Annotated in this window: 3 protein-coding genes; all 3 read right to left on the bottom strand. The window is 37.2% G+C overall.

Annotated elements, in window-relative coordinates; genetic code table 11:
* Positions 1-100: 100 nt before the first annotated feature.
* Genes HPY74_20430 through HPY74_20420 form a run of 3 tightly spaced genes read right to left on the bottom strand, consistent with a single transcriptional unit; the run spans position 101 to position 3,325 of the window.
* Complete coding sequence (locus HPY74_20430) at positions 101-1,117, bottom strand: tyrosine-type recombinase/integrase (protein ID NSW92975.1); 1,017 nt, start codon at positions 1,115-1,117, stop codon at positions 101-103.
* Positions 1,104-2,084, bottom strand: a complete 981-nt coding sequence (locus HPY74_20425; protein NSW92974.1) for a tyrosine-type recombinase/integrase — start codon at positions 2,082-2,084, stop codon at positions 1,104-1,106. Before HPY74_20425 ends, HPY74_20430 begins: the two co-directional genes overlap by 14 nt.
* Entirely contained in the window at positions 2,081-3,325 is a 1,245-nt protein-coding gene (locus HPY74_20420; GenBank protein NSW92973.1) for a tyrosine-type recombinase/integrase, read from the bottom strand. Before HPY74_20420 ends, HPY74_20425 begins: the two co-directional genes overlap by 4 nt.
* Positions 3,326-3,486 lie beyond the last annotated feature (161 nt).

Here is a 3,486-nt window from a genome sequence, read left to right as displayed (position 1 = left end):
TACCGGATATGACAAGTTTTTTGTTATGTAAAGAAATTGCCGAAAGTACTTGTATTCTCAAGCACATCCGGCAAAAATCTTTACATAATTTTTAACTGAATTAATCCAATTCTTTTAACCATTCCATCAAAGATTTATCTTTTTGCCATGAAGGAATTTCATTTGGGAAGGATTGTGAAGAAACTTTTTCTAAAGCTTTTCTTTTCATTTCACCATCAATACGTGCATAAATTTCACTGGTTTGAACGCTTGTGTGTCCCAATAAATCTCTGATATAAATCAAATCCACCCCAGCCTGCAACCAATGAACTGCGCGGGAATGTCTAAGACAGTGCGGCGAAAGAGTTTCCGGTATCAATTCAGGTTGCTTTTTTCGTACCCTATCAGCATATTTTTTTACAATATAGGTTATACCCTGCCTGGTTAACTTCTTTTGTGAGTGATTTGTAAATAGCAACTCCATTCTTCTTGAAGGATCAGTCAATGAAAAATTCTCAAGGTATTGGCAAAGTAATTTAACAACAGGAGGCTCCAAAGGAACAAATCTGCTTTTACTACCTTTTCCCGTAAGTTTCACTAGAGAATTTCCATTATACATAATATCCGATACTGTTAAATCAGCAATTTCCTGTACACGACCGCCAGTTGCATACATCAAGCTCAGAACCATAAGATGTTTTCGTCCACTCTCTGTATTTATGTTTGGTTCCGCAAGAAGCGCCTTAATCCCATCAGTCGACAAGAAATTTACTGTTTTCTGTGGATGCTTTTTAAAGGGTATCGATAAAATCTCTTGAAACAGGTAAATACGTTCCGGCAATTCCCTTTGAAGATACGAATAGAACGCATGAATCGCCGCCAATCTCTGATTTCTTGTAATAACAGCACAACCGCGTTCATTTTCAATCCATAACAGAAAACGTAGAACAAAAGCTTTGTCAATTAGTGACAGTTCCAACCTTTCCGCTTTTATGCCTTCCTTCTCCCTAGCAAACATCAGTAACAGCTTGAAAGCATCCCGATAAGCTGAAATCGTATTTACACTACAACCTTCAATACCAGGCAGGTATTTTGATAGAAAGTTTGTAAGGTAATATGCGAAATCAGTGGGCTTCAACTTTATACACCTCCGGATAAACGTATGAGGTAGTGTCACGCATACGTTTGATTATGTCGGGATATAACTCCTCTGTGAGTCTAAGATACTTTTCTGTCGCTGTTATCGAACTATGACCCAGGTAGGTGGATAATACAGGAAGGGCGCAGTACAGGTCAATGCCTTTATCAGACATTTCTTTCAATGTGTGGCAACAAAATACATGACGGACATCATGAAGCCTGGGTCCTTTACCTTTTCCACCATAAGGGATTCCACTTGACCAAAGAATCTCGTGAAACCAAATAGACACTGTGTGTTCACTACGCCGGCTGCCATTTTTGTTTTTAAAAAAGTAGTCATTTTCAGTTGCGTTATTGTGTATCTGTTTATAGAATTTTTTACATATGGAGTTCAGAGACTCCGACATCGGAATAAGCCTGTCCTTATCAAATTTCGATTTTTTAATAGTCAGGACACCGTTAACCAAGTCTACATCTCCAACTCTCAAATTAAGTGCTTCCGAGATCCTCAAACCACAGCCGTATAGCATTCTTATCAATACCGGATAAACAACTGCACTATTGTAACGTGAATTTGGTTTTAGATTATCAACTGTCCTAAAAATCCTTAAAATCTCATCATGCGTAAATATGTATGGGACAAAGGATGACCGGAGTTTTAGGACTTTGTTTGTAGTTGGAATATATACCTCATATCCAAGTTCGTTTAAATATATGGCGAACTGTTTAAAATCACTCACCCTATTTGAGTGATTCTTGGGTGCTTCATCAGGACGCTTGCTACAATATGCTTCAATCAATTCTTTTGAAAGACCGCATTCCGATAGTCCGAAATCAGCTGAAAACTTGATGAATCTACTCAAACTTTCCTCATTTGACGTATATTTATATCCCTGTGCTCGCTTGTAAGATAAGAATTGCGCAACCAGATTTTTTAAAGAAGCAATATTTTCAATGTTTGTCATATTTCCCACACCCCCATGCCAGAGTTTCCAATAACAGGTACTTCAAGTGCACATTCCCTGAGTTGGGAGATATCAATTTTCAAATATACTTTAGTAGTATCCGAACTAGCATGTGACAGTATTTCAGATATCACCGGCAGAGGAACTCTGTTTTCCAACATTATACTGCTGAGAGAATGCCTTAATGCGTGAGGGCCATGTTTTTTACCTGGTGGGACGTGAACTCCGGCTCTACTTATGTAACGAGACACAATCATGTATAAAGAATGTCCGTACAATTTTCCGGGTGGGTTCCCAATCCTGAGAAAGACATATTTGAATGGGACTTTCGGGCGAAAACGAAGGTAATCAATAATTGCGTCACCGACTTCGTTCAGCAACGGCAGTTGCAATGTCTTTTTTGTTTTTTCCTGGACTATTTCGATTAAATTCTGTTCCCAATTCAAGTTTGTTAAAGTCAAGTTGCAGATATCCGAAGCTCGTAATCCCAGCCTTGCAGCAAGAAGAAGCATGGCATAGTCTCGTTTCCCTTTGATATTGCACCTATCTATACAATTGAGGATCTTTTCCACTTCATCCTTTGAGTATGCGGAGGGTATCGTGCATTCCCTGCTATGTCGGATTGACGGGACTACAAATGATAAATTCTTGTCCAGATATCCTTTTTCATGAACAAAGGATAAAAATCCCCGAAGACATGTAAAGGTGTTTCTGACTGTTGAAGCATTATATTTGGTAGAGGATTCAATAAAATTATGAATATGGGCGACATCTAATTCTATAATGTTTCGTAATCCGCTGTTATATAGATGGTTAGTGAATCTTTCCAGATATAATTTGATTGCATTAATCCGGCTATCCGATATACCTTCTGCTTTTTTAAAAGCAATATATGAGAAAACTAATCCATGAAATTCTTGCGGGAAAGTATGTTTTCTCCTTAATGGTGCTTTAGCTGAAATTGTGTGATATTTGTAATATTCATCCAGCCTATTGATAGCCCTAACCTTTTCTTCTGTCATATGTTTCACATGGTTATTTGAAACGAATTGATACTTCTGCTCTAAGAATGCAAGCCCAATTTCAGTTGAATAGAATTGGATGCCATTTTCATCTGCAAAGGCAATAAAAGCTTCCCATGCCTTTTCATACGATCGTAGAGTATATTTGGAATATCCTATCCTGTACATTTCTCCTCTAACGATTTTAATTAGCTCATGAATTGATTTTTGATCAGTCATTTGACAACACTCCTTTATTTAATATGATAAAAGGAGTATATATCAAATCTGTCTTTCATTGAATTTAGATTGTATTTTTATGTAAAGATTTTTATTAAAAACCCTTAAAATTCTTGGACTTCCCGACGAAAACTTTACATAACAAAAAACTTGTCATATCC

The sequence above is a fragment of the Bacillota bacterium genome (genome assembly GCA_013314855.1).
Classification (GTDB): domain Bacteria; phylum Bacillota; class Clostridia; order Acetivibrionales; family DUMC01; genus Ch48.
Note: the sequence above shows the minus strand (reverse complement) of the source record. Positions and strands in the feature narration are given on the sequence as shown.

What these genes read in the sequence shown, in the direction of transcription:
- HPY74_20425 (NSW92974.1), bottom strand. Translation starts at nt 2,084, where the DNA reads ATGACAAACATTGAAAATATTGCTTCTTTAAAAAATCTGGTTGCGCAA.
- HPY74_20420 (NSW92973.1), bottom strand. Translation starts at nt 3,325, where the DNA reads ATGACTGATCAAAAATCAATTCATGAGCTAATTAAAATCGTTAGAGGA.